Source organism: Enterobacter sp. R-1.6.2, assembly GCF_035064085.1.
Lineage (GTDB): Bacteria > Pseudomonadota > Gammaproteobacteria > Enterobacterales > Enterobacteriaceae > Enterobacter > Enterobacter asburiae_B.
Map to the genome: position 1 here is coordinate 133,764 of NZ_JASEYI010000008.1, position 23,557 is coordinate 157,320.

A 23,557-nucleotide genomic window follows, 5' to 3' on the forward strand; every position below is an offset into this window, starting at 1 on the left:
ATTAATCTCTTTATTTTTCTGGTGAATTAATTCATTGAATTTATATGGTGTAATTATTATTAAGTATTTCGTGGTTCTATTTTTAAATTGATTTAATTCGGCTATGTTATAATTGATTCTCTTTTAAACAACAGGATATGACGATGGAACTTGCCCGGTGGCAGCAGCGATTTGAGCGCTGGCTTGAGGAAAACCACAGCACCGACGATACCGCACATGATATTTCGCATTTTCGTCGGGTCTGGATGACGGCGCAAAAAATAATGGATCACCAGGCGGTGGAACCGCTGGTGATCCTGACCGCATGCTATTTCCACGATATTGTCAGCCTGCCGAAAAACCATCCCGAACGCGGCCGGTCATCCCAGATGGCAGCGCGCAGGACGTGTGACATTCTGCGCCGCGACTTCCCGAACTTTCCGCCAGAGCATACTGCCGCCGTCGCGCACGCGATTGAGGCGCACAGCTTCAGCGCCGGGATTGCGCCACAGAGCATGGAAGCCAAAATTGTGCAGGACGCAGACCGGCTGGAAGCGTTAGGCGCTATCGGCCTGGCGCGCGTCTTTGCCGTCTCGGGCGCGCTGGGCGTGCCGCTTTTTGATGCAGACGATCCCTTTGCCGATGCGCGTATCCTTGATGACCGTGCGTTTGCCCTCGACCATTTTCAGACCAAGCTGCTGCGATTGCCTGATACAATGCAAACGGAAATGGGCCGCGAGCTGGCACGCCACAATGCCGATTTCCTGATCCAGTTTATGGCGAAACTCAGTGCCGAATTACACGGCGACTGCATCGGGCTGGATAGCCAGGTGTTGAGCCGCTTCCGTCGCAGTTTGCGCAACTGAACTGTGGTAATCTGTTTCCAGTCTTTACTCTCCGGTTAAAAGAATGCAGGAAAATCGATCAGTGACAGAGCCCGCGCCCGAGCAGGCTGAGAAATCAACGGCAACGGTGCAGGCGTTGCTGCGCCAGCTGTTGGATATCTATGATGCTAAAACGCTGGCCAATCTGCTGGTGGCGCACGGCGAGAGCCACTGGAGCCCGGCGATCCTTAAGCGTCTGCTGACCAGCGAACGCGCAGGGCGTCGCCTGAGCGAAGGCGAGTTTCGTTATCTGCAAAACCTGCTTCCGCGTCCTCCTGCCGCGCACCCGAACTACGCCTTCCGCTTTATCGATCTGTTCGCCGGTATCGGCGGCATCCGGCACGGTTTTGAAGCTATCGGCGGACAGTGCGTGTTTACCAGCGAGTGGAACAAACATGCCGTCCGGACCTACAAGGCCAACTGGTACTGCGATCCGCACGAGCACCAGTTCAACGCGGATATCCGCGATGTCACCCTGAGCCATAAAAGCGGCGTGAGCGATGAACACGCCGCCGAGCACATTCGCCAGACGATCCCGGCGCATGACGTGCTGCTGGCCGGCTTCCCGTGTCAGCCCTTCTCGCTGGCCGGTGTCTCCAAAAAGAATGCCCTTGGACGCGCCCACGGCTTTGCCTGCGATACCCAGGGAACGCTGTTTTTTGATGTGGCGCGCATTATTGACGCCCGTCGCCCGGCCATCTTTGTGCTGGAAAACGTCAAAAATCTAAAGAGCCACGACGGCGGAAAAACCTTCCGCATTATTATGCAGACCCTGGATGAGCTGGGTTATGACGTGGCCGACTCGCAGGACATGGGCGCGGACGATCCTAAAATCATTGATGGGAAACATTTTCTGCCCCAGCATCGCGAACGTATCGTGCTGGTGGGTTTCCGCCGCGACCTCAATCTCAAGGGGGATTTCACCCTTCGTGATATTCCGTCTTTGTATCCCGAGCGTCGTCCTACCGTTGCCGATCTGCTGGAACCTGTCGTTGACGCGAAATTTATCCTTACCCCGGTGCTGTGGAAATACCTCTACCGCTATGCCAAGAAACATCAGGCGAAGGGCAACGGCTTCGGTTTTGGGATGGTAAACCCCAACGATCCGCACAGCGTGACCCGTACGTTGTCCGCTCGCTACTATAAGGATGGGGCAGAGATCCTGATCGACAGAGGCTGGGACAAGGCGCTGGGTGAAAAAGATTTCGACGATCCGCACAACCAGCGCCACCGTCCGCGACGCTTAACGCCGCGGGAATGCGCCCGGTTGATGGGATTTGAGACCCCGCAGGGTTACCGCTTCCGCATTCCTGTTTCGGATACCCAGGCGTACCGCCAGTTTGGTAATTCGGTGGTGGTTCCCGCGTTCGCGGCCGTGGCAAAACTGCTGGCCTCGCGCATCAGACAGGCGGTGGCACTCCGTCAGGGTGAGGCCGTCAATGACGGATGTTCACGATAAGGCCACGCGCAGCAAAAATATGCGTGCCATCGGCACGCGTAACACCGCCATCGAAAAGCGCCTGGCCGGGCTGCTGACGCAGGCGGGGTTTGATTTCCGCGTGCAGGATCCCGCGCTTGCGGGTCGCCCGGATTTCGTCATCGATGCCTGGCAGTGCATCATCTTTACCCACGGCTGTTTCTGGCATCACCACGACTGCTACCTGTTTAAGGTCCCCGCGACGCGAACCGATTTCTGGCTGGATAAAATTGGCAAGAACGTCGAGCGCGACAGACGGGATCTCACCGCGCTGATTGCGCAGGGCTGGCGGGTGCTGATCGTCTGGGAGTGTGCGCTGAGAGGCAGATTAAAACTGAACGATACCGATCTGACCGAGCGGCTGGAGGAGTGGATCTGCGGCGGCGGCCAGACCGCGCAGATCGACATGCAGGGTATTCACCTGCTTACGGTTTCTCCACCTCGCAAGGCGTGACCACCGGTTTTGCGGGCAGTAAATATTTGCCCAGGGTGACCAGCACGACGGCAAAAACAATCACCCCTAATGCCAGCCATTCAACGGAAGAGAGCGTTTCTCCCCCCAATCCCGTCCCGAGCAGCACGGCCACGACCGGGTTGACGTAGGCATAGCTGGTGGCGACTGCCGGCGAGACATTGCGGATCAGGAACATATAGGCGTTAATGGCGATGATGGAACCAAACAGCGCCAGGTAGCCTACCGCCAGAAAGCCCGACAGCGGCGGCAGGGTCGTCAGCTTTTCTCCCGTCAGCGTGGAGGCGAGCAGCAGTACAATCCCGGCGGCGAGCATCTCAATCGCGCCCGCCATCATGCCGGTCGGCAGTTCGATACGCGAACCGTAGACGGAACCAAACGCCCAGCTCATCGAGCCAATCAGGATGATGATTGCGCCCCACGGATTCCCGCTCAGGTTACCGCCGCTGTTCAGCAGAATGATGCCGGCAAGGCCAATACCAATCCCCAGCCATTCCAGCTTGCGGGTGCGGATACCGAAAAGGCGGCTAAAGCAGAGGGTAAACAGCGGTACGGTGGCAACGACCACGGCGGCGATCCCGGACGGTACGTTCTGGTGCTCGGCAATCGTTACAAACCCATTTCCCACCGCCAGCAGCAGCAGGCCGATCAGGGCGGCATTCAGCATCGGGCGCAGCGGGGGAAGCTTATGCCCGCGCAGCAGCAGGAAGGCCAGCAGCAGCACGCCAGCCGAGAGAAAGCGGATGCCCGCCATCATCAGTGGCGGCCAGCTTTCCACGCCGATGCGAATGACAAAGTAGGTTGAGCCCCAGATGATGTACAGCGAAAAGAGTGCCCCAATGAGCGGTAGCAATTGCCGGAAACGCATAATCCCTCACGACGAAATAAAAAGGTCGCTGATAGTAAACGCGAAAACTATCTCGCTGGCGAGCCCTTTAATTGTGTAGCTGATGTGAATTTTTTGTTGACGTGAGGTGGGTGTTTCCGGGTTTGCGCTTTTGCTCCATACTATTCACCTAATTACCAAAAAATGAAGGATTAAGATTTTGGCAGGAAGTAGCTTATTAACATTGCTGGATGATATTGCGACCTTACTGGATGACATTTCAGTGATGGGGAAACTGGCGGCGAAAAAAACCGCAGGCGTGCTGGGAGATGATTTATCGCTTAACGCCCAGCAGGTGAGTGGAGTGAGGGCTAACCGTGAACTGCCGGTGGTGTGGGGCGTGGCAAAAGGCTCCTTCCTGAATAAGGTGATTCTGGTCCCGCTGGCGCTGCTGATCAGCGCGTTTATTCCCTGGGCCATCACGCCGCTGCTGATGATTGGCGGGGCGTTTCTCTGCTTCGAGGGCGTAGAGAAGGTCCTGCACTCCTTTAGCGCGCGCAAGCAGAGCGATACGCCGGAGATGCGCCAGCAGCGTCTTGAAGCGCTGGCCGCTCAGGATCCGAAAACCTTCGAGCGCGATAAGGTCAAAGGCGCCATTCGGACCGACTTTATCCTGTCCGCAGAGATTGTCGCCATTACGCTGGGTATCGTGTCTGACGCGCCGCTCCTGAATCAGGTTCTGATCCTCTCCGGCATCGCCATTCTGGTCACGGTCGGCGTCTACGGCCTGGTGGGTCTGATCGTCAAGCTGGATGATATCGGCTACTGGCTGGAGGAGAAATCGAGCGCGGTGGCAAGAGGCATCGGCAAAAGCCTGCTGGTGCTGGCCCCGTGGCTAATGAAGAGTTTGTCGGTGGTGGGCACGCTGGCGATGTTCCTCGTGGGCGGCGGGATCGTGGTGCACGGTATCGCGCCGCTGCACCATGCTATCGAACATTTTTCCTCGGCGCAGGGGGCCGTTGTCGCGGCGATTCTGCCCACGCTGCTGAATCTGGTGCTGGGCTTCATCATTGGCGCTATCGTGGTCGCGGCGGTGAAGCTGGTTGAAAAAATTCGCGGCACGTCGCACTAATTGTTACCCGTTATGGGGTGCAAAAAGACCATTCCTCGTCTAAATTGAAACAGTTTCACCCTGATACAGGAGGCAGGTATGGTCTTTTTGGTCAGTGATGAAGTTAAGCCTAAGAAGGGCGGCCCACGTATGATTGTCACCGGGTATTCCAGCGGAATGGTGGAATGTCGGTGGCACGATGGCTATGGCATCAAGCGGGAAGCATTTCGTGAAGATGAGCTTCAGCCGGGGGACGGGCAGCACCAGCGGGACAAGGCTTAATCACATAACGCCCGGCTTTGCCGGGCGTTTTTATCTCCAGTACCGGGTGTAAGGCAGCGATCAGGGAGTGTGTGTGCAGCGCGATACCTTTGTTGTAAGACAATCTTTTTTGCAATGGCTGCATAAGCGTAGCAATCCGGGGTTGATTGTTAATCTCTGTTTCCTGGTTGTTCTGGTATTTTCGACTCTACTGACCTGGCGTGAAGTGGTGGTACTGGAAGAAGCGTACATCTCCAGCCAGCGTAACCATCTGGATACGGTGGCCAGTTCGCTGGACAGGCAGCTGCAGAACAGCGTCGACAGGATGCTGTTGTTCCGTCAGGGCATGCATGATGCGATCCAGACGCCGCTGGCATTTGATGTACTCCAGAATGCGGTGTCACGCTTTAGCTCAGTCCGCATGCTCCCCACCTGGCAGCTTGCCGTTGATAAAAAACGCACCCTTCCCATTAACGGTGTCTCGGATGCCTTCGTCGAGAAAACCACGTTTCTGAATCGTGACGCCGAACGCCTCAGCCACGAGATTTCTGCCACGCTCGAAGTGGGGTATCTGCTCAGGCTGGCGTCGTCGAGAGCGCAAACGGAAGCGCGCGTGATCTACGTCTCCCGCGCCGGGTTTTTCATTTCCACCGATACGCCGGATCAGGCGGGCGACATTACCTCCCGCTATTACCATCTTGTCACGCAGTCCTGGTTTACCCAGCAGTCAGAACGGAACAATCGCGCTCGCGCGGTGCGCTGGTTCATCTCCACCCCCTCATCCTGGACCAATGATGAACGTATGATCACCGCCAGCGTTCCCATCTATTTCGACCATTACTGGTATGGCGTCGTGGCGATGGATTTTACGTTGGGCACCATGCAGCGTCTGCTGGCCGATGCGACGGAAGACCGAACGGAAGGGGAGTATCAGCTGTACGATACCCGGCTCAATATGATTGCCACCTCTGCCCATACGGAAAACGCGGTTAACCATTTTGACGAACGCGAAACGGCGCAGATTGCGCAGGCGATTGAGCACGCCACCGGCGGCGGGATCCGCCTCGGAAGCCGTTTTGTGAGCTGGGAACGACTCGATCACTTCGACGGCGTTGTCCTGCGGATCCACACCCTGCACGAAGGGGTACAGGACGACTTCGGCAGCATCAGTATCGTGCTGGCGCTGATGTGGGCGCTCTTTACCGCCATGCTGTTGATCTCGTGGCTGGTGATCCGTCGCATGGTGAGTAACATGTACACGCTTCAGCACTCGCTCCAGTGGCAGGCCTGGCATGATCCGCTTACCCGGCTGAATAATCGCGGCGCGCTGTTCGACCGCGCAAAATTGCTGGCGGAAACCTGTCGCCAGCAGTCGCTGCCGTTCTCGGTGATTCAGATCGATCTCGACCATTTTAAAAATATCAACGACCGCTTCGGCCATCAGGCCGGGGATAAGGTGCTCTCCCACACGGCAGGGCTGATTGCCAGCGCGTTACGCAAGAATGATGTGGCAGGGCGCGTAGGCGGGGAAGAGTTTTGCGTCGTCCTGCCGGGGATCGGTCTGGAGGAGGCGAGAAGCGTCGCGGACCGTATACGTTGCCGGATCAACAGTAAGGAGATCCTGGTGAAGAAGAGCACGACCCTGCGCGTCAGCGCGTCGCTTGGGGTCAGCAGCGCGGATGAAGCGGGTAACTACGAGTTTGAACAGCTGCAGTCCGTGGCGGACGTCCGGCTGTATCAGGCCAAACAGAGCGGGCGTAACCGGGTCGTCTGGCGGGATTAGGAGAGGAAGTGATCCAGCCCCTCCTGCCAGCCCGCCGGGCCGGGCTGCCGGGTGTGATAAACCCGGGCAGGGTTATCGTCCCGTAGCGTGATGCCCTGGCGGTTAATGCCCTTAATCACCACCGCGAAGTCAACGCTGTCGAGCAGCGGCGCATCATTGGGACCGTCGCCGAGCCCCAGCGTGGTGGGTTCAATCTCTTCCAGCTCGCGGTATTGCTCAATCAGCCAGTTCACCGCAACGTCTTTGCCGCAGCGGGCGTCCAGAACATGCCAGAAGCGTGCGCCCTGCAGGCATTTCAGGCCGACATTCGCCAGCTCCTCTTCAAACTGGACCAGTTTCTCGTCGGTATCGCGCCAGATGAGCGTGACGGACGCTTCATGCTTGCGGGCAAGCGCCGAACGGTAGCGCGTCAGGCCGGTCCACTCGCTGATAACGTGCTCATCCACGTCGTCAAAGGTAGTGAATTTATAGCCCGTCTGCAGGCGAATTTGTTCGATTCGCGGGCGAATATCCCGGTGCGTCATCCCCCTTATCTGGCGCTGAACCTTATCCCAGCGCACGTCAGGCTGAATCACCGCGCCGTTCTCGGCAATAAAAGGCAAGCCTTCCAGCCCCAGATCCAGCTGGAGATCGAGCATCTCTGCCGCGGTCTTGCTGCTGCAAAGAATAACCGGAACCTGATTATCCAGCAGCCTGTCCAGCCAGGGCATGGCGGGTTGCCACTCATAGGTGTGAATATCCAGCAGTGAACCATCCAGGTCAGAGAAAATCAGCAATGTATCCCGCAGTGAAGGCATAGCGACTCCTGGTAACAGATGTGTCTCGCTCTAAGAAAATTCCTAAAAAATAATGAAGGCGAAAACCGGAGAAAAGAGGAATGCTCCTGGCAAACCCGCATTCGGCGTGTGTTATTGCTCATAACAAAAAGCATTATGTTAAAAATATTATATTCATCGTAAGAATATATGCTTGTCAGCCAAATTCGTTGGGGATAGTGTGGCATGTACATCAGATTTCCTGGTGTAACGAATTTTCAAGTGCTTCTTGCATAAGCAAGTTTTGATCCCGGTCATCCCCATGGCCGGGATTTTTTTCGCCCTACCGATTGGCTTCAGACACGCTAAAGTCGTGAATATCAAGCTCGAAGGCCTCCGCCAGCTCGCGATAGGTGTGATAATCCCTTCCGTTGACAATGACGCGGTCCGAATTGTCGTCCGACCGGCGGACTTCTGACTCACTGATCTCATTGATGGCGGCCAGCAGGGCATCGACATCCACCTCGACTTCGCGCTTGATGGTGTCGCTGTACTCTTTATCGGTCTTCATTACGGGGTTCCTCTTTCAGCCGTGTCCAACGGTAAGTATAGACTGTGTATAAAAACGCCAATCACGCCGGGCGGCGATGTGCGTTTTTGCGTTTTGTTCTACACTGGCTCAAAACCAGAGGAGGAATGTATGAAGGTCAACGATCGGGTAACCGTTAAAACGGACGGTGGGCCGCGCCGCCCGGGTGTGGTGTTGGCAATTGAAGAGTTTAGCGAAGGCACAATGTACCTGGTATCGCTTGAAGACTACCCGCTCGGCATCTGGTTTTTTAACGAACTGGGACATCCGGACGGTATTTTTGTCGAGAAGGCGGAGTAGCACGGCGTCGGGTAGCACATCGCGTGCCCGACAACCTTTCCAGAAGCAAAAATCTCTGGCCAGGCCAGAGATCAAAGGTAGGGTGCACAGGTCTTAAGCGACTAACGCATGTTGACGAAAATCCCGTTCGTCACATTATCGGTCAGGCGTACCACGTGGTAGATCACTTGCTTATTATGCGTTTTAATTTTCCTTTTAATATTTCCTTTGTGTGACGAAACGGTTTTCGCTTTAATATTCATCTGGTCAGAGATCTGAATAGTTCCTTGTCCCGCCATCCACATTCGCAGCATACTTGATTCAGTCCTGCTTAATGATAGGGTGGGTAAGTTAACCGCTCCTACATTTTTAACTTCTTTATTCAAATAATCACCCAGAATGTCATCCAGCGACTCGGGTTTAATCGATTTAGAACTGATCAATAAATTTTTACGGACCAACAAATACTCATCGAAATGGATATTCGCGATCGCCATAAAAACAATAAACAGGGTTTTTGGATGCTGATTAATGATTTGCTTAATGTGCTGACTGTTGGCTGGATCGTGAATGAAACAGTCCTCATTAATAAACACCACGCCTGGTTTTAGTTCGTCACAAGCGGCTGCGAGTTCGTCAACGGTGTGTGCATCGTTGATGTCTCTCTTTCTTACCCCTCTGCTTGCCAGGTACCCGGTTAACCCTAGCCGGGTGTAGCTGCATAAATCCATAATGATCGTTGACATGGCATACCCTCACTCAATGCGTAACGATAATTCACCATCTGCCTGAGAGCTCAAAACAGCCATACGGGATGGAAAAAAATAATAAACCTGTGAGCATGACAAAGACTTTCAGGCGGACTCACTATCCCGTAAAGTTACGTATAATTTGCCAGGAATCTTCTTAAAGTAAAGTAAATATTAAGTATTGTGAGATGGTTAGAAACAATTAAACCGCGTCAGATATATCCTGGAAGATGTTTTACGCGTTTTATTTTAGGAATATCCTCAGAAAGACAATAGCAACAGTGAGGGCTATTATTTACGTGGCAGCTCGCTGACAATATCCGCTAACAGGTTGAATATCTCGCCGAATAAATGTTCACAGAAGGGAGCGATAAGTGGCATCAGTAATGACATTAATAAAATCCCAACCGTCAGCGTCAGCGGAAAACCAATGACAAACACCGAAAGCTGCGGCGCCATTCGGTTGAGTAAACCTAACGCCAGGTTGACGGTCAGCAGCAGGGTGATGATCGGCAGCGCCAGCATCAGCCCGTTGAGGAAAATCAGCCCCGCAGCGCGAGTAAGCGCGAGGAAAGCGTTGCTGTTCACCGGATTTTCGCCAATCGGCAGCGTATGGAACGTATCCACCAGCATGGAGATAAGCCAGAGATGGCCGTTGAACGACAGGAACAGCAGCATGGCGAGCAGATCGATAATACGCGCCAGCACGGGCATGTTGAGATGACTGCCAGGGTCAACAAACGTGGCGAACGATAGCCCCATCTGCAGGCCGATCAGTTCCCCTGCGGTACGCACCGCGGCAAAGGCGAGCTGCATGGTAAAGCCGACGGCGACGCCAATCATCACCTGCTGCAGGGCCACCCACACCGCGTTCGCCGAGAAGATCGGAATATCCACGGGGGGAAGAGAGGGCGCGACGATAATGGAGATGATAATACCCAGCCCCACCTTGACGCGCTTGGGTATCGATTTCTCACTGAGAATCGGGGCGGTGGATATCAGCGCCATGATGCGCAGCATCGGCCAAAAATAGACGCCGAGCCACTGAACCCACTGGTCGCTGGTGAAGTGCAGCATCGTCAGGTCAGCCGATGATGTACGGCAGATTGGTAAACAGGTTGCGCATATAGTCCAGCAACAGGTTCAGCATCCACGGCCCGGCCACGATAATCGCCACGAACACGGCGATGATTTTCGGGATGAACGACAGCGTCATTTCGTTAATCTGCGTGGCGGCCTGCAGGATACTGATAATCAGACCGGTAACCAGCGCGACAAGCAGCAGCGGCGCGGCAACGGCAATCGCGATTTTCATCGCTTCCGTGCCCATCATCATGACCGATTCGGGTGTCATTGCCGTTCCTTAACTGTAGAAACTCTGCGCCAGCGAACTGACCAGCAGCTGCCAGCCGTCGACCAGTACAAAGAGCATGATCTTAAAGGGCAGGGCAATGGTCGCGGGCGGCACCATCATCATCCCGAGCGCCATCAGGACGCTGGCGATCACCAGGTCGATAATCAGGAACGGAATAAAGATGGTAAAGCCAATCTGGAACGCGGTTTTCAGCTCGCTGGTGACATAGGCAGGCAGAAGAATACGCATTGGCACCGCTTCCGGTCCCTGCATCTCGCCGGTGTTGGACAGGCGGGCAAAGAGGGCCAGGTCGGCTTCGCGCGTCTGGCGCAGCATAAATTCCCGCAGCGGCTGCGCGCCTTTATCCAGCGCCTCCTGCATGGAGATTTTGTCTTCGCTGAACGGCTGATAGGCGTCGGTATAAATCTTGTCGATCACCGGCGACATAATGAAAAAGGTCAAAAACAGCGCCAGCCCCAGCAGAACCTGGTTTGGCGGCGCGGAAGGGGTTCCCAGCGCGTTTCGCAGCAGACCAAAGACGATGATGATGCGGGTGAAGCTGGTCATCATCAGCAGGATGGCCGGAATAAACGTCAGCGAGGTGATGAACACCAGCGTCTGCACCGGAAGCGACCAGCTTTGTCCGCCGCCCGCGAGAGGGGTGGAGACCAGACCGGGCAGCTGTGCATAGACCGCGGGAGCAAACAGGCCAACGCCCGCAAGCGTCAGGGATAACAAACGGCGCATCAGGATCTCCCGGAACGCTTAAGCAAACTCTTCATGACGGACTGAAAATCCGCAGGGGCGTCTGCGCGCTCGTCCACCACAACAGGGGCGGGCGGCAGCTTATGTAATACGCTGATGTTTGAGGCCGTGACGCCCAGGACCAGACGCGCATCGTCTACCTCGACGATGACCACGCGCTCGCGTGGACCCAGCGTGGTGCTGGCGCTGACCTTCAGGCCGCGGGCACCGGCGGTTTTACCCGCCAGGCCAAAGCGCTTCGCCAGCCAGGCGGCGATAAGAATAAAGGCAATAATACCAAACAATGCCCCGCTCACCTGGAGCAGAGGCGAGCCGGGAACGGCAGAAGGCTGTGATATTGTTGCCTGGGTTTTCATGCTTAACGGCTCAGACGACGCATACGTTCAGACGGGGTAATGATGTCGGTGATGCGTACGCCGTATTTATCGGCAACCACCACCACTTCACCCTGGGCAATCAGGTAACCGTTGATCAGAATATCCAGCGGCTCGCCGGCCAGACCGTCAAGGGCCACCACGGAACCCTGCGTCAGGCGCAGCAGCTCTTTAATGGTCATGCGGGTGCGTCCCAGCTCAACGGTCAGCTTAACCGGGATATCCATAATCAGGTCGATGTCCTGCAGCGTGCCGCTGACGTCACCGCCGCCGAGCTGCTGGAATACGGCATCCGCTGCACTTTTGGCCGGGGGTGCTTTTTGCTCGTTTAACGCGTCAGCCCACAGATCGTCCAGTGCTCCGCTGTTCTCATCGGACGGATTGTTCATGTCACTCATTTGGGCTGTTCCTCATTCAGCGAATTCAAAATCGGGTTGATCAAGTGCTCAACGCGTAACGCATACTGACCGTTAATCGTGCCGTACTGGCTTGTCAGCACGGGGACACCATCCACATGGGCAATAATGCGGTCGGGTTTTTCTATCGGCAAAACATCACCGGGTTGTAATTTCAGGATCTGAGATAACCGCAGCGGGATATCGGCGAAGCTCGCCACCAGCTCAAGCTGCGAATGCTGGACCTGGCGGACCAGGTTTTCACGCCAGTTCTGGTCTTCGTTGCGGGAGTTCTCCAGCGGCGGGTTCACCAGCAGCTCGCGCAGCGGTTCGATCATGCTGAACGGCAGGCAGATGTTGAACTCGCCGGTCAGGTTACCGATCTCCACGTGGAACGGCGTGTTAACGACGATATCGTTCGGGGAGGTGGTGATATTGGTAAATTTCACCTGCATCTCAGAACGGACGTACTCCACTTCCAGCGGGTTAATCGCTTTCCACGCGTCGCTGTAAGACTCCAGCGCCAGCTTCAGCATGCGGTTAATGACGCGCTGTTCGGTATGGGTGAATTCACGACCTTCTACTTTGGTCGGGAAACGCCCGTCGCCGCCGAACAGGTTATCCACCGCGATGAACACCAGGCTTGGCGAAAACACCACCAGACCGGTGCCGCGCAGCGGCTTCAGATGAATCAGGTTAAGGTTGGTTGGCACCGGCAGGTTGCGGGCAAACTCGTGATACGGCTGAATGCGGATCGCACCCACCGTAATATCCGGGCTACGACGCAGCAGGTTAAACAGCCCCATACGGAACTGACGTGCAAAACGTTCGTTAATGATCTCCAGCGCCTGCAGACGTTCACGTACCACGCGACGCTGGGTATTCGGGTCATAGGGACGAATATCGCTATCGCCGCCAATACCCGGTTTAGGATCATCATTGTTATCGCTGTCGCCGTTGAGCAGCGCATCGATTTCTGCCTGAGAAAGAATACTGTCGCCCATGTCGTTACCGCAGAATGAATGCTGTATACAGAACGTCAGTGACTTCCTGCTTAGGTTGGCCGTTTACCAGCGGGGTCGCCAGCGTTTGTTTAATGGCGTCGACCAGCTTTTGCTTACCCACATCGGTAGCCAGCGCCGAAGCGTCCTGACGAGAGAACAGCAGCAGAAGGCGGCTACGCACTTCAGGAAGGTAATCGTTCAGACGTGAACGGGTGGCTTCATCTTTCAGGCGCAGCGTAATGCCAACGTAAAGCACGCGATCCGCATCACCCAGATTGACGGTGAAGGTATCCAGCGGGAAGAACACTGGAGCCGGCGGAGGCGGTGCTTCAGCTTTGGCTGCAGCGGTGGTCGGTTCCTGCTGCATACGCCAGTAACTATAGCCCGCGGTAGCGCAGGCGGCGAGCGTGATCAACACCAGCAGCGGGATCCAGATGGAACGCTTACTTTTTTTGGTGATAGCGGAGTCAGTCATCTGATACGAGCTTCCTGTTTCGGTACAGCTTAATAAGGTGATTATCCCGTGTCCTGCTGTCGTCAAAGCGTGGAAAAGACGGGGATAATCACGCTACCTCTGGCGTTTAGGCGAAGATGTCTACGGCACTGTTACCGCGCGCTGCGGACTGCAGGGCGGCAGGAACAGGCAGTAGCTCATCGCTCTCTTCATTAAAACCGCCGGTGTTGCCGGAACGCGAAGCCTGGTGCTGCTGCTGGGACGAGGACTGCTGCTGCCCGGCGAAGCTCTCGCTGCTGACGCTGCTCTGCGCAAGCTGAATGCCGTTTTCCGCCAGTGAGGTCCGCAGTACCGGCAGCGCGGCTTCCAGTGCCGCACGAACATGGCTGTGCGCAGAGACCATCTGCAGCTGGGCCTGGTTATCATCCAGCTTAAGCGAAATTTGCACCTGACCCAGATCTTCCGGGTGCAGGCGCAGCTCTGCCGTCTGCTGGCCCTGCTTAGTGAACAGGGTGATGTGCTGGCTCAGGGACTGCTGCCATTCGTGGGTCCCCAGAGGCTGGCTTAATACCGGCGCGCTGGCGACGGTGGCGGCCGTCTGACTGGTCGCATGGCTGGACATAATCGGTGCCAGAGTAGCTGTTGGTGATGATGATGAAGACGAACTGGCGAGCTCCTGCTTCTCTGCCGCCGCGGCTACGGCCGGTGTAGCAGGCGCGTTGCCCTGCAGGGCCGGCTCGTGATTTTTCACCTGGTTCTGATAAGGCGTAGCACTCTGCGCTTTATCGTGGCTTCCCGCAGACGCGTTCAGGGACGGTTGGCCCGCGCCGTTTGAAAGCATCGCGGAATTCAGCGTTGAGGTGGCGGAAACGCCCTCACTGCCTGCCGCGCGAGAGGCGGTAGTTTGCTGCTGGTGCGGCAGCATCGCCATCAGGGCGCTTAATCCGGCCAGCTCTTCTTCGCTCAGCTCGCTTTTACCGTCATCTTTGCTGTTCGCCGCATTGAGCGTCTTCAGCGCGTCGCCCTTGGACAGCGGCACCAGCCCGGAAACCAGCGTATCAAGCGACGTGACGGGCAACGTTTCATCGCCGTTCAGCGCGGTCTGGCGCGAGAGCAGGTCGGCGATTTTGGCCTGCAGGGTGGTATCCCCTTTGGCGTCCTGAGCCACTTTTGACAGCTTACTGCCGGCGGCTTTCAGGTCAGCCAGGGTCAGCGGCGCATCTTTGCCCTTGCCCGTTGCGTCCGAGAGGGCGCCCGCCAGCAGAGAGAGAAAGTCCTGTGCACCGTCGGTGCCTTTCCCCGTTTGCGTGCCGCCTGACAGGTCGCTGTCGCTCATCAGCAGTTGTTGCAGTGTGATCATTCCGGTTTCCTCATTGATGCGCGCTGGGCAAACTCATCCATTTTCTTCTGATCCAGACGGTTTTCCGCCAGGGTCGTTGCCGCGATCTGTCTGTCCTGTAAAGTCTGCCAGGCCTGCAGTCGCTGCTTCTTCTCGCGCCAGAAATTCAGCGCGGTATCGACTTTCTGGGTCCACTGGTTAAGCTGCTGGCGATGCTGATCTATCGCCTTCTCCAGCGTCTGGATAAACTGCTGATAGTTAATCCAGCGCTGGCTGCCAATGCCCTGTGTCATATCGGTATTGAGGTTGGTGCGATATTCATGCTGATAGTCGATCAACATCTTCAACTGTTCTTCAGCCTGCTGGCACCCGCGTCGCATTGCGCCTAGCTGCAATGCGGCATCATCAACTTCTTTTTCAGCCAGATCTTTCAGCGTTGATAACGCGCTGTTTTGCGCCATGACCTTCGCCCTCCACCTGTGTTACACCTGCGGGAAAATCAGCTCCAATGCCTGAATTGAATCTTCCCAGTCGGCGCGTTCAAAAATGCCTTGTTGCAAAAATGCCTCCAGCTGCGGCCACAGGCTAATCGCCTTGTCGAGCATCGGGTCGCTGCCTTTGGCATACGCCCCCACGCTGACCAGATCGCGGTTGCGCTGGAAGCTGGAAAGCAGTTGTTTGAAGTTACGCACGCGGGCGTAGTGCTTCTCGGTTATCAGCGCCGTCATTGCGCGGCTGATAGAGGCTTCAATATCGATGGCCGGGTAGTGCCCGGCTTCGGCCAGACGGCGCGACAGCACAATATGACCGTCAAGGATCGCGCGCGCGGAGTCGGCAATCGGGTCCTGCTGGTCATCGCCTTCCGTCAGTACCGTATAGAACGCGGTGATGGAGCCGCCGCCGCTGATGCCGTTCCCCGCGCGTTCCACCAGCGCAGGGAGTTTGGCGAATACCGAAGGCGGGTAGCCTTTGGTCGCCGGTGGCTCACCGATGGCCAGCGCGATTTCACGCTGCGCCATCGCGTAACGGGTCAGGGAATCCATGATCAGCAGCACGTGCTTGCCGCGGTCACGAAAATCTTCGGCGATACGGGTGGCATACGCGGCACCCTGCATGCGCAGCAGCGGCGACACGTCTGCCGGTGCGGCGATCACCACCGAGCGGGCGCGGCCTTCCGCACCCAGAATGTTTTCAATAAAGTCTTTTACTTCACGACCACGTTCGCCGATCAGCCCCACGACGATCACGTCGGCCTGGGTATAGCGCGCCATCATGCCGAGCAGGACGGATTTACCTACGCCTGAGCCGGCGAACAGGCCCATACGTTGTCCACGTCCCACGGTCAGCAGGGCGTTAATCGGGCGCACGCCGGTATCCAGCACATGCTCGATAGGGGTACGCTGCAGGGGGTTGAACGGTTGGGTGATCAGCGCGCCGGTTTCGGTGGTGTCCGGGGAGGGCAGTCCGTCGAGCGGTTTCCCGCTGCCGTCCAGCACGCGGCCCAGCAGGGCAGGACCGAGCGGCAGCTGTTTCCCGCTTTGCAGCCCATCGCCAGAAATGTTTTTGGCATACACGCGCGCGCCGGGCAGAATGCCTTCCACCTCTTCAAGCGGCATCAGGAACAGGCGCTGGCCGTTAAATCCGACCACTTCGCTTTCAACTTCACGCGTTTCCAGTCCATCCTGACGCTCAATGACGCAGGTCGCGCCCAGCGGAAGCTGCAGGCCGGTGGCTTCGAGAACCAGACCGGTGGCGCGCGTCAGTCGCCCATAACGACGAACGGATGGCAGTTGCGCCATCTTCGTCTCAAAGTTGTCGAGCGTGGTGAGCCAGCGGGTGAGGCGCGCGGTCATCAGACGACTCCCGGTGCCGCCAGGCGGCACAGTTCCTGCCAGCGGGTGGCGACGCTGGCATCCAGATCGCCTTCATCGGCAGAGACTTTGCAGCCGCCGTGATGTAGCGACGGGTCGCCGCGCAGACGCCAGCCGTGCAGGTTAAGCGTCGCGCCCAGGCTCTCTTCAACGCGCTGCAGGTCGTCCGGATGGACGCGCAGCTGAGGTTTCCCGCTGAACAGCGGCTCCTGCTGAAGCAGACCCTGAATTTGTTTGATCAGCGCGGTGTTATCCACCACGGGCGTCTGGCCGATGACCTGACGCGCGGCTTCCAGCGCCATCTGCATCAGTCGCGAGGCAATCACGCTGTCCAGCGCGTCCAGGGTGTGCTGGAACTCGCTGACCAGCTGCTGCATGCGGGCATGGATCGGCGCCTGCTGCTGGCGCGCCTGATCGATACCGTGCTCTAACCCTTTCGCCAGACCTTCCTGATACCCCTGCTCGTGGCCTTTCTGGCGGCCTTCGTTCAGACCGGCGTTATAGCCCTGCTCGTGCGCCTGCATTTGCAGCTGCGCCAGCATCTGGGCCTGCTGCTCCTCTTCGGTCAGCTCGGGCTGCTCGACGTCCGGGTCAAGCTCTTCGGTTGCGATGACGGCCGGCGTGAACTCGGAGAGGGGAGGCGCCAGATCGTCCGGCGTCCAGCGCTTCCAGGGCAGCTCATTAGACATAGGTGTCGTCTCCGCTGCCAATCACCATCTCGCCGGTTTCCGCCAGACGACGAACAATAAGCAGAATGGCTTTCTGTTCGTTTTCCACCTGAGACAGACGAACCGGGCCGCGGTTGGCAAGGTCGTCGCGCAGGATATCGGCCGCACGCTGAGACATGTTGCGCAGGAACTTCTCGCGCAGCGGCTGCTCGGCGCCTTTGAGGGCGATAAGCAGCGACTCGGAGTCCACTTCCTGGAGCAGGCGCTGGATGCTGCGGTCGTCCACTTCCACGAGGTTTTCGAACAGGAACATCTCGTCGATGATTTTCTGTGCCAGCTCGCCGTCGAATTCGCGAACCGCCGTAATGACGGCCTCTTCCTGCTGCGTTTTCATCAGGTTGATGATTTCCGCCGCCGTTCTCACGCCGCCCATTTTGCTGCGCTTGAGGTTCTGACCGTCGAGCAGGTTGTTCAGCACTTCGGTCAGCTCCGCCAGCGCGGCCGGCTGGACGCCGCCGAAGGTCGCGATACGCAGCATCACATCGTGACGCAGGCGCTCTTCGAACAGCGCCAGAATATCGGCAGCCTGACCACGTTTGAGGTGGACAAGGATGGTGGCGATAATCTGCGGGTGCTCGTCGCGAATAAGGTCGGCGGCACTCTGCGGCTCCATAAAGTTGAGCGTTTCGATACCGCTGGCGGTATCGCGCGTTTCCAGAATGTCTTCCAGCAGGCTGGAGGCACGCTCTTCGCCCAGCGCCTTGACCAGCACGGAGCGGAGGTAGTCGTTGGCGTTGATGTTGAGCGCGGCAAACTGTTCCGCTTCCTGTTCAAACTCTGCCAGCACTTCGGTCAGCTGCTTGTTGGAGATCTGACGCACGTTGGCCATGGCCGCACTGAGAATTTGCACTTCTCGCTGGGAGAGGTGTTTAAACACCTCTGCCGCACGATCTTCGCCAATGGTCATCAGCAGGATGACGCTTTTATCGGTGCCCGTAAGCGTATTACTCATGTTCGTTACCCATCCACTGGCGGATGACCAGCGCCACGACGCGCGGATCGTTATCTGACATTTCGCGAATGCGCTGGCTCATGACCTCAGCGCCCATGCGCTGGTTAGCACGACGCTGCTGTATCTGTTCATCTTTGCTGAGGCGCACTTCAACCGCTTCTTCCGTTTCCTGACGCGTGTTCATCTGTTCGCGAGCCGCTTTCTCGGCTTCAGCACGGCGCTGGAGCTGCGGACGAACGCCCTTACGCCACAGCAGCCACGCGACAATCAGCACCAGCAGCCAGCGTCCTGCGGACATCAGCTGGTCGATAAACGCCTGCTGTTGCCAGAACGGCAGTTCACCGCCGGTCTCATCAACCGAGTTGAACGGTGAGTTCACCACGTTGAGGGTATCGCCGCGCTTCTCGGAGTAACCCATCGCTTCACGGGTCAGGTTTTCAATCTGCTTCATCTGCTCGGCAGTCAACGGCAGCGGTTTGCCGTCCGCCAGCGTTTTGTAGTTCACCACTACCGCAACGGAAAGACGCTGAATATCGCCCACGTTCAGTTTAGTGTGGCGAATCGTCCGATCCACTTCGTAGTTCGTGGTTTCGTTACGGCTGCTGGTGCGCGGACCGGCGTTATTGGTCGTTGAGGTGGTCTGCTGATTATTTTGCTGACCGTTCTGCTGATTGGCCGGCGGCGTAGAAATCGGTGCCGCGTTAGCCGGGGCAGGCTGGTTAGACAGCGCGCCCGGCACGCCGCCCGGGTAGGCACCGCCGACCTGCTCGTTCGAATTGATCTGGCGTGAACGCATCACCGCCTGAGCCGCATCGCCGTTCGGGCTGTACTGCTCTTCAGTTTGTTCTTTGTTCGCGAAGTCGATCTGCGCGGTTACCTGCGCGTGCACGTTGCTGTTACCCACCACCGGGCCGAGGATCGCTTCAATACGGCGCTGGAGTCGGTTTTCGACATCGGCGGCATACTTCAGCTGCGCATCATTCAGATCGCGACCGGCGGTATTGGACTGCGTCAGCAGGTGACCGCTTTGGTCAACCAGCGTCACGTTACCCGGCGGCAGACCGGCGACGGCGCTGGAAACGAGGTGCGTCACCGCGCTGATTTGCCCTTCGTCCAGCGCGCGGCCGGGTTCAAGGTTCACGGTAACGGAAGCTGAAGGTGATTTCTGTTCGCGGACAAATAAAGAAGGTTTAGGCATCGCCAGGTGCACGCGGGCACTCTTCACCGGGCCTAATGTTTCAATGGTGCGGGCCAGTTCACCTTCCAGCGCACGCTGGTAGTTCACCTGCTCGCTGAACTGGCTGATACCGAATTTTTCCTGATCCAGCAGCTCAAAGCCAACCGCACCGCCCTTCGGCAGCCCCTGCTGAGCCAGACGCAGACGCAGTTCGTGCACCTTATCAGCCGGGACCTCAAGCGCACCGCCATTATCGGCAAAGCGATAAGGGATGTTCATCTGGGTAAGCTGGGTGACGATGGCGCCGCCATCCTGATCGGAAAGGTTGCTGTAGAGCGTCCGGTAATCAGGGCTTTTCGCCCACAGGACCATCGCTACAAGGATCGCAATTGCGGCAGCGCCTGCCACGATCAACGGGATTTTAGGATTCGCGCGAAGGCGGTTCATCCACTCGAATGATTTATTCTGCGGCGCTGTCGATGCTGTTGCACTCATTGCGCACCTCTTAAATCCTGGTGGTTTACGTTATTCGTGTAGAGAAACAAAACTGACTCCCGGGTCGGCAAACACGACAAAAGTTCCATATTGATGGCCCTGCCATTATTTGATGATTCGTGATTTTCTATGCGTCAAATAACCTGGTTTTTTCATGCTATTTACCGCCATTATCTTATTGACAAGCTGTTAGTCTTGACCGCGTAAAAAACCATCCAGGGGAGAGTCATGGCTATACAGGGCATTGAAGGGGTAATCAGTCAGTTGCAGGCAACGGCGATGACGGCCCGTAATCAGAATGTGGCAGATCAGCAGCCGAGCATCAGCTTCGCGGGGCAACTGCATGCCGCTCTTGACCGTATCAGTGATACCCAGACCGCCGCGCGCACTCAGGCCGAAAAGTTCACCCTCGGTGAGCCGGGCGTGGCGCTGAATGATGTGATGACCGATTTGCAAAAAGCCTCGGTTTCCCTGCAGATGGGGATCCAGGTGCGTAACAAGCTGGTGTCTGCGTATCAGGAAGTGATGGGGATGCAGGTTTAGGTTAACTAACCTAATGATATTTATAATTAATAACCGCCCCTACCCACGATGTGGGGCATGAGCGGGGCAAATCCTCTTCGTTTTGGTTCTGGACAGGTGCCTCATCTGTTCATTTGCCTTCCAGAACCGAACTCTCTGGTTCATATCTCGCGTTATGTTACGTCTTCATGATGCAGATTTATGTTTCACCGGGACTGCCCTGATAAAATGTAACTCCTTTATTTTACAGGGATAGAAAAGTGAAAAGAGCGTTTCTGGTTTCTTCCGCATTTTTACTGGCAGGTTGTTCCGCTAAATACAGCACAAATAATATTCAGGAGCGTACAGAGCACCTGGTAAAAGATGTCTCGGTTGTGATTTCTCAGCCAACTGATGGCGTTTATGATACTCACACATATTCAGGTTCTGGCAGAGCAACGGCCGACGCTGTAAAAGCGGCATTTTTACGGCATTCCGATAATGTTACTGTTTTTGCTGACTGTGATGATGTTACATGTCTGAAAGCTAACCATTCAATCAGCCGCGGATATTATGTGGTTCCGCAGATACTGCATTGGGAAGATCGCGCAACTGAGTGGTCTGGCATTCCTGACAAGATTGAAGTGAAAATCACTGTTTATAATGCTGAATCCAATAATCGGGTTGCATCGACCATTATCAACGGCAAAAGCAAGTGGGCTACCTTCGGTGGCGATCACCCGCAGGATTTGTTGCCGGAGCCGATAAACATGTTCGTCTCTAGCCTGTATTAGTTATCCTTCAGACTCCTTGCGAAACCCCATATAACCGGGGTTTTTGTCTGCAAGTGGTAGACAGGAGCCTCAGGAGAGTGCGTGATAGGTATAGTTTCAGACCTGTCGATCTTCGCTGGCAGCCGCAGCGCTTTAATGCCACAATATTTTTTTCTTCGAATGCAGGAAAGATGATGAAAAAAATAGCAATTGCTGGCGCGCTGCTGGCACTGACCGGGTGCGTTCAGGTCGATAACTATAACGACGTGATCAAGCATCCTGTCCCGGCGCATCTGGCGGGATACTGGCAGTCGAAAGGGCCGCAGAGCAACATGGTCAGCCCGAAGGCGATTGCCACGCTGGTGGTGACGGAAGAGGGCGATACGCTGGACTGTCGTCAGTGGCAGCGCGTGATTGCCGTGCCGGGTAAAATCATGCTGCGTTCAGACAGTTATTACAACGTGACGCGTAAGCTGGATATCTATCCGCTGGAGCGCGATGGCTCGACGCTTGAGTATGACGGGCTGGAGCTGCAGAAGGTCGACCGTCCAACGGTTGAGTGTGCCGATTACCTGAGCAAGAATCCGCTCGAGAGTAAACTACCCTAAGGGTAAACGCAAAACGGCAACCTCGTTGCCGTTTTTGGTGTTTGCGCCCTCTCCCTGTGGGAGAGGGACGGGGTGAGGGCATCAGGCCCCACGTTTCCCGTTCTACAACGCATCCTCTATCACCCAAACGCTGACGCTTCCCCCATTACAGGTAAACGTCCCTTCGCCATCCGCCGCCGTGGTGATGGTTTCTTCGCGATTGCCGAGAAAATCCCGCCACGTTTTGTTGCCGTAGTTTTCCCCAAGACAAATCACTTTTTCACCATCATCCCCGTTCGACATCACCACCACGCAGCCGGGATCGTCTTCCGTACCGCTGCGGCTGAAGGCGATGCAGTTTGGATGGTCGAAAAACAGCGTTTGCACGCCGTGGGCAAAACGCTGGCGCGCGAGGATCAGCTCGTGAAGCTGCTCAATGACCGGCATATCAATATGGTACGTTTCACCGTCGCCTCCCGCGTCGTCATAGCTGGCGCCGAAGAGATCCGGATAAAAGACGCTCGGCACGCCATTTTCCCGCAGCAGGATCAGCGCGTACGCCAGCGGTTTAAACCAGGCTTCGACCGGTGCTTCCAGCGCCTGCAAAGGCTGGGTATCATGGTTCGCGACGAGGGTGACCGCATGAAACGGATCGGCTTCCACCAGGGTACCGGTGAAGATTTGGCTCATGTCGTAATCCCGGCCCTGACGTGACGCCTCGTGGAATTTCATCTGCAGAGGGGCATCAAAGAGCATGGTTTTGCCTTCGACCTGGTCAATATAGGCCTGAAGTTTATCCACCTCATGGGACCAGTATTCCGCCACGATAAACAGCGGCTGGTCGGCGACTTCCTGGACGTGCTCAATCCACTCTTTGTAAAACCAGGCGGGAATATGCTTGACGGCGTCCAGACGAAAACCGTCGCAGCGCGTCTGTTCCATGACCCAGCGGGCCCAGTATTTGATCTCCTCGGTCACGGCGTGATTGCGAAAGTCGATATTTTCGCCCATCAGGTAGTCGAAGTTGCCCATCTCATCATCAACCTGATCGTTCCAGCCTTCGCCGGTGTAGTCGTTGACGATTTTAAAGATGCCATCTTCATCGGGGTTTTCAATATGGTCGACGCCGCTGAAGCATTTGTAGTCCCAGATAAACTGTGAGTACTGCCCGGCCCGGGCTGGGAAGGTGTAGCGAGTCCAGGCTTCGCATTCAATGACCTCGTCATCGATTTGCGTGCGGTCCTGTTCGTTCACGCGCTGAACGCGCACGGGCTCTTTTTCATCGGCGCCCATTTTGTGGTTGACCACCACGTCCAGCAGCACGGCAATGTCGTTGCTTTTAAGGGCATCAATAGCCTCCAGCAGCTGCGCCTTGTCGCCGTATTTCGTGGCGATACTGCCTTTCTGGTCAAACTCGCCAAGATCGAACAGGTCATAGGTGTCATAGCCGACAGAATACCCGCCGGATGCCCCTTTACAGGCGGGCGGCAGCCAGATCATGTTGATGCCGATTTCGTTAAGATTGGGAGCTAACGCCGTGACCTCTCGCCACAATTCACCGCCAGCAGGGTAGTACCAGTGAAAACATTGTAACAGGGTGGGGTTTTTCATCATCCTTGCTCC

28 protein-coding genes are annotated in these 23,557 nt (G+C 56.3%); 10 read left to right on the top strand and 18 right to left on the bottom strand.

From position 1 onward, the window contains the following. The first annotated feature begins 143 nt into the window (after positions 1-143). From QMN93_RS11015 to QMN93_RS11025, 3 genes are all read left to right on the top strand, one after another. Complete coding sequence (locus QMN93_RS11015) at positions 144-845, top strand: phosphohydrolase (protein ID WP_193139505.1); 702 nt, start codon at positions 144-146, stop codon at positions 843-845. A gap of 61 nt (positions 846-906) precedes the next feature. Then, entirely contained in the window at positions 907-2,322 is a 1,416-nt protein-coding gene (locus QMN93_RS11020) for a DNA cytosine methyltransferase (protein WP_039263788.1), read from the top strand. Continuing rightward, on the top strand, positions 2,303-2,794 hold the full coding sequence (locus tag QMN93_RS11025) for a very short patch repair endonuclease (RefSeq protein WP_182383779.1): 492 nt from the start codon (positions 2,303-2,305) through the stop codon (positions 2,792-2,794). The genes QMN93_RS11020 and QMN93_RS11025 overlap by 20 nt, the downstream gene beginning before the upstream one ends. On the opposite strand, the gene yedA is transcribed toward QMN93_RS11025, so the two are convergent. Beyond that, entirely contained in the window at positions 2,766-3,680 is a 915-nt protein-coding gene (gene yedA / locus QMN93_RS11030; protein ID WP_033145907.1) for a drug/metabolite exporter YedA, read from the bottom strand. The genes QMN93_RS11025 and yedA overlap by 29 nt on opposite strands. A 178-nt stretch (positions 3,681-3,858) precedes the next feature. Here yedA and QMN93_RS11035 point away from each other — a divergent pair, with 178 nt between their 5' ends. The 3 genes from QMN93_RS11035 (at position 3,859) to dgcQ (ending at position 6,793) form a co-directional block, all read left to right on the top strand. Further along, positions 3,859-4,770 carry a DUF808 domain-containing protein gene (locus tag QMN93_RS11035; RefSeq protein WP_032658668.1) on the top strand — a complete coding sequence of 304 codons (912 nt, stop codon included), beginning with the start codon at positions 3,859-3,861 and terminating at the stop codon, positions 4,768-4,770. Positions 4,771-4,848: 78 nt separating this feature from the next. After that, on the top strand, positions 4,849-5,031 hold the full coding sequence (locus QMN93_RS11040; RefSeq protein ID WP_023312315.1) for a YodC family protein: 183 nt from the start codon (positions 4,849-4,851) through the stop codon (positions 5,029-5,031). Between the two features lie 73 nt (positions 5,032-5,104). After that, positions 5,105-6,793, top strand: coding sequence for a cellulose biosynthesis regulator diguanylate cyclase DgcQ (dgcQ, locus tag QMN93_RS11045; RefSeq protein WP_064672749.1), 1,689 nt, complete (start codon positions 5,105-5,107; stop codon positions 6,791-6,793). Here the strand turns inward: dgcQ and QMN93_RS11050 are convergent. Further along, a complete protein-coding gene (locus QMN93_RS11050; protein ID WP_033145905.1) occupies positions 6,790-7,590 on the bottom strand; it encodes a mannosyl-3-phosphoglycerate phosphatase-related protein in 801 nt (266 codons plus the stop codon). The genes dgcQ and QMN93_RS11050 overlap by 4 nt on opposite strands. Positions 7,591-7,891: 301 nt before the next feature. Beyond that, positions 7,892-8,119 carry a YodD family peroxide/acid resistance protein gene (gene yodD / locus QMN93_RS11055; protein WP_008500310.1) on the bottom strand — a complete coding sequence of 76 codons (228 nt, stop codon included), beginning with the start codon at positions 8,117-8,119 and terminating at the stop codon, positions 7,892-7,894. A gap of 129 nt (positions 8,120-8,248) precedes the next feature. Between yodD and dsrB the strand changes: the two genes are divergently transcribed. Continuing rightward, positions 8,249-8,437: a protein DsrB gene (dsrB, locus tag QMN93_RS11060; protein ID WP_013097741.1), complete on the top strand. Its 189-nt coding sequence runs from the start codon at positions 8,249-8,251 to the stop codon at positions 8,435-8,437. A 101-nt stretch (positions 8,438-8,538) separates the two neighbouring features. Here the strand turns inward: dsrB and rcsA are convergent, their stop codons facing one another. The 14 genes from rcsA to fliF all read right to left on the bottom strand — a co-directional run bounded on the left by rcsA (position 8,539) and on the right by fliF (position 20,073). Next, positions 8,539-9,162 carry a transcriptional regulator RcsA gene (gene rcsA / locus QMN93_RS11065; RefSeq protein WP_008500313.1) on the bottom strand — a complete coding sequence of 208 codons (624 nt, stop codon included), beginning with the start codon at positions 9,160-9,162 and terminating at the stop codon, positions 8,539-8,541. Between the two features lie 294 nt (positions 9,163-9,456). After that, positions 9,457-10,242 carry a flagellar biosynthetic protein FliR gene (gene fliR, locus QMN93_RS11070; RefSeq protein ID WP_008500314.1) on the bottom strand — a complete coding sequence of 262 codons (786 nt, stop codon included), beginning with the start codon at positions 10,240-10,242 and terminating at the stop codon, positions 9,457-9,459. A 7-nt stretch (positions 10,243-10,249) separates the two neighbouring features. After that, a complete protein-coding gene (fliQ, locus tag QMN93_RS11075) occupies positions 10,250-10,519 on the bottom strand; it encodes a flagellar biosynthesis protein FliQ (protein ID WP_008500315.1) in 270 nt (89 codons plus the stop codon). A gap of 9 nt (positions 10,520-10,528) precedes the next feature. After that, the gene (gene fliP, locus QMN93_RS11080; protein WP_033145903.1) at positions 10,529-11,266 is read right to left on the bottom strand and encodes a flagellar type III secretion system pore protein FliP; all 738 of its coding nucleotides are present in this window, start codon (positions 11,264-11,266) and stop codon (positions 10,529-10,531) included. Beyond that, a complete protein-coding gene (fliO, locus tag QMN93_RS11085) occupies positions 11,266-11,640 on the bottom strand; it encodes a flagellar biosynthetic protein FliO (RefSeq protein WP_023312309.1) in 375 nt (124 codons plus the stop codon). Before fliO ends, fliP begins: the two co-directional genes overlap by 1 nt. Positions 11,641-11,642: 2 nt before the next feature. Next, positions 11,643-12,056, bottom strand: a complete 414-nt coding sequence (fliN, locus tag QMN93_RS11090) for a flagellar motor switch protein FliN (RefSeq protein ID WP_023312308.1) — start codon at positions 12,054-12,056, stop codon at positions 11,643-11,645. After that, positions 12,053-13,057, bottom strand: coding sequence for a flagellar motor switch protein FliM (gene fliM, locus QMN93_RS11095; protein WP_023336184.1), 1,005 nt, complete (start codon positions 13,055-13,057; stop codon positions 12,053-12,055). Before fliM ends, fliN begins: the two co-directional genes overlap by 4 nt. A gap of 4 nt (positions 13,058-13,061) precedes the next feature. Then, the gene (gene fliL / locus QMN93_RS11100; RefSeq protein WP_023312306.1) at positions 13,062-13,532 is read right to left on the bottom strand and encodes a flagellar basal body-associated protein FliL; all 471 of its coding nucleotides are present in this window, start codon (positions 13,530-13,532) and stop codon (positions 13,062-13,064) included. A 106-nt stretch (positions 13,533-13,638) separates the two neighbouring features. Next, complete coding sequence (gene fliK, locus QMN93_RS11105; RefSeq protein WP_182383778.1) at positions 13,639-14,871, bottom strand: flagellar hook length control protein FliK; 1,233 nt, start codon at positions 14,869-14,871, stop codon at positions 13,639-13,641. Next, positions 14,868-15,311, bottom strand: a complete 444-nt coding sequence (fliJ, locus tag QMN93_RS11110) for a flagellar export protein FliJ (protein WP_023312304.1) — start codon at positions 15,309-15,311, stop codon at positions 14,868-14,870. Before fliJ ends, fliK begins: the two co-directional genes overlap by 4 nt. Before the next feature lie 21 nt (positions 15,312-15,332). Next, the gene (gene fliI / locus QMN93_RS11115) at positions 15,333-16,703 is read right to left on the bottom strand and encodes a flagellar protein export ATPase FliI (RefSeq protein WP_023336182.1); all 1,371 of its coding nucleotides are present in this window, start codon (positions 16,701-16,703) and stop codon (positions 15,333-15,335) included. Further along, the gene (fliH, locus tag QMN93_RS11120) at positions 16,703-17,410 is read right to left on the bottom strand and encodes a flagellar assembly protein FliH (protein WP_023312302.1); all 708 of its coding nucleotides are present in this window, start codon (positions 17,408-17,410) and stop codon (positions 16,703-16,705) included. Before fliH ends, fliI begins: the two co-directional genes overlap by 1 nt. Then, a complete protein-coding gene (fliG, locus tag QMN93_RS11125; protein ID WP_023312301.1) occupies positions 17,403-18,401 on the bottom strand; it encodes a flagellar motor switch protein FliG in 999 nt (332 codons plus the stop codon). The genes fliH and fliG overlap by 8 nt, the downstream gene beginning before the upstream one ends. Then, the gene (gene fliF / locus QMN93_RS11130; RefSeq protein ID WP_182383776.1) at positions 18,394-20,073 is read right to left on the bottom strand and encodes a flagellar basal-body MS-ring/collar protein FliF; all 1,680 of its coding nucleotides are present in this window, start codon (positions 20,071-20,073) and stop codon (positions 18,394-18,396) included. The genes fliG and fliF overlap by 8 nt, the downstream gene beginning before the upstream one ends. A 228-nt stretch (positions 20,074-20,301) precedes the next feature. On the opposite strand from fliF, the gene fliE reads away from it, so the two are divergent. From fliE to yedD, 3 genes are all read left to right on the top strand, one after another. Beyond that, on the top strand, positions 20,302-20,616 hold the full coding sequence (fliE, locus tag QMN93_RS11135; protein WP_008500329.1) for a flagellar hook-basal body complex protein FliE: 315 nt from the start codon (positions 20,302-20,304) through the stop codon (positions 20,614-20,616). Positions 20,617-20,855: 239 nt separating this feature from the next. Beyond that, entirely contained in the window at positions 20,856-21,368 is a 513-nt protein-coding gene (locus QMN93_RS11140) for a DUF4823 domain-containing protein (protein ID WP_182383775.1), read from the top strand. A gap of 173 nt (positions 21,369-21,541) precedes the next feature. Beyond that, the gene (gene yedD, locus QMN93_RS11145) at positions 21,542-21,955 is read left to right on the top strand and encodes a lipoprotein YedD (RefSeq protein WP_023312299.1); all 414 of its coding nucleotides are present in this window, start codon (positions 21,542-21,544) and stop codon (positions 21,953-21,955) included. Between the two features lie 102 nt (positions 21,956-22,057). Here yedD and amyA read toward each other — a convergent pair whose 3' ends face one another. Next, positions 22,058-23,545: an alpha-amylase gene (amyA, locus tag QMN93_RS11150; RefSeq protein WP_039263834.1), complete on the bottom strand. Its 1,488-nt coding sequence runs from the start codon at positions 23,543-23,545 to the stop codon at positions 22,058-22,060. Between the last annotated feature and the right edge of the window lie 12 nt (positions 23,546-23,557).